The sequence below is a fragment of the Thalassospira sp. genome, from assembly GCF_030690045.1.
In the GTDB taxonomy this organism is placed as follows: Bacteria; Pseudomonadota; Alphaproteobacteria; order Rhodospirillales; family Thalassospiraceae; genus Thalassospira.
The window spans coordinates 1-1,472 of the sequence record NZ_JAUYHK010000017.1 but is presented as its reverse complement, the minus strand read 5'-3'; the positions used below and the strand labels follow the sequence as shown (position 1 = coordinate 1,472).

Here is a 1,472-nt window from a genome sequence, read left to right as displayed (position 1 = left end):
CTTGAAATTCTTTATGCCGCCTTGCGTAGCGTCTTGTGGATATTGATGTCGTCGTATGGAGCAAAGAGGCCGTCGGTGCGCTTTTCGATCAACTCAAGCTCCGCAAGCATCTGGACATCATCGTAGACATTCCGGTAATCACGGTTGAGTTGCACCGCCAATTGCCGGATGCTCAGCCCTTCATGCTGTGCAACATATTCCAGCAGGTTCATTCTTTTGTCTGTCAGCACGGCATGCAATTGCCCGTAGCTTGAAAACGACAGCCGGGCACCGGCCTCCGCCATTTCTTCGCCCGCATCCACCCGCGCCGCCCATTCCAACAGCGCTTGTTGCTCGTTTTTAGGATCGAGAACTGCGATTTCGATATGTTTCATTTGATTTCTCCCGATAGCTTTTCGATATCCGCATCAAAATCGGTCAACAGTTGCACAAGCGACACCAAAACATACGCCGACTCCACCTCTTCCGGCCCGATATGGCGATGATCGCCTTTTCCGGTTTCGTTGTCATAGCGCACAATGGTTTTACCGTTTTTGCCACAATAAAGCCGATACTTCAGTGCGTGCGATCTGCCCTTAGTCGTTTGCGGCAACTTCCATACCTTGCGCTGAATGATACGGCCATCAGCCAGAACGGTTTTGGTATCGAGGATCAGTCGCGCTTTCATGATGGCATTCTATACCATCATAAAGGGATTACAATGGCTTGACTGAGCGCCGCCGAAAAAACCGAACCGCATAAACCGGGTAAACCGGGCATAAACCGCGGGCATAAACCGGGGACAGACCACGGTTTATTACTCAAACTTCAACTCGCCGGATTCCGGCACTGCCGGTTTACGCGGGCGGCCAGACTGTCCGGGCGATGCCCGCCTGCCGATCATTTCAGCCACTGCTGCCGCAAAACGCTCACTGCCCAGCGCAAAATTGCCATTCGTCGCCCTGCGAATCTCGTCCACCATGCCGGGTTCCAACTCGTAGCGAAACAACTCACGGTAAGCATCTTGCCGGGCCGGGGCATCGCTCCCCAGCGCCGCATACAACGGATGCGGCTGCACCAAAGCGTCCGCCTCGCCCCGCGCATTGGCGCGGTAGCTTGACCAGCGATATTCGGCCGGATGCGCCACCATGTTCGCCCGCACCGGATTCAACTCGATATAACGCTGGCAGCCCAACAGATAGTCTTCTTCCTGCACCGGACATGAACGGAAACGCCCTTCCCACAAGGTTCCGCTGCGATGATAGACGCGGTTCACATACTGCACATAACGCTGCCCCAGCGATTTCATCAACGCACCTCCGGCATCGGCATGGTCGGCGGATAGCAGCAGGTGCACATGGTTGGTCATCAGCGCGTAAGCATGAATCCGGCAATCGGTCTTGCTGGCGTACTCGGCCAACCAATCCAGATAACGGCGATAATCTTCATCGGCGAAAAAGCAAGGCTGGCGGTTATTGCCGCGCTGGATGAGA

At 55.0% G+C, this 1,472-nt stretch carries 3 protein-coding genes; all 3 read right to left on the bottom strand.

The features are described 5' to 3' along the window. Positions 1-11: 11 nt before the first annotated feature. Positions 12-374: a hypothetical protein gene (locus tag Q8O73_RS15035; protein WP_305559005.1), complete on the bottom strand. Its 363-nt coding sequence runs from the start codon at positions 372-374 to the stop codon at positions 12-14. Continuing rightward, entirely contained in the window at positions 371-667 is a 297-nt protein-coding gene (locus tag Q8O73_RS15030) for a DUF6516 family protein (protein ID WP_305559004.1), read from the bottom strand. Before Q8O73_RS15030 ends, Q8O73_RS15035 begins: the two co-directional genes overlap by 4 nt. A 129-nt stretch (positions 668-796) precedes the next feature. Beyond that, on the bottom strand, positions 797-1,472 hold a 676-nt coding region (locus Q8O73_RS15025; RefSeq protein WP_305559003.1), incomplete at its 5' end, for a transposase.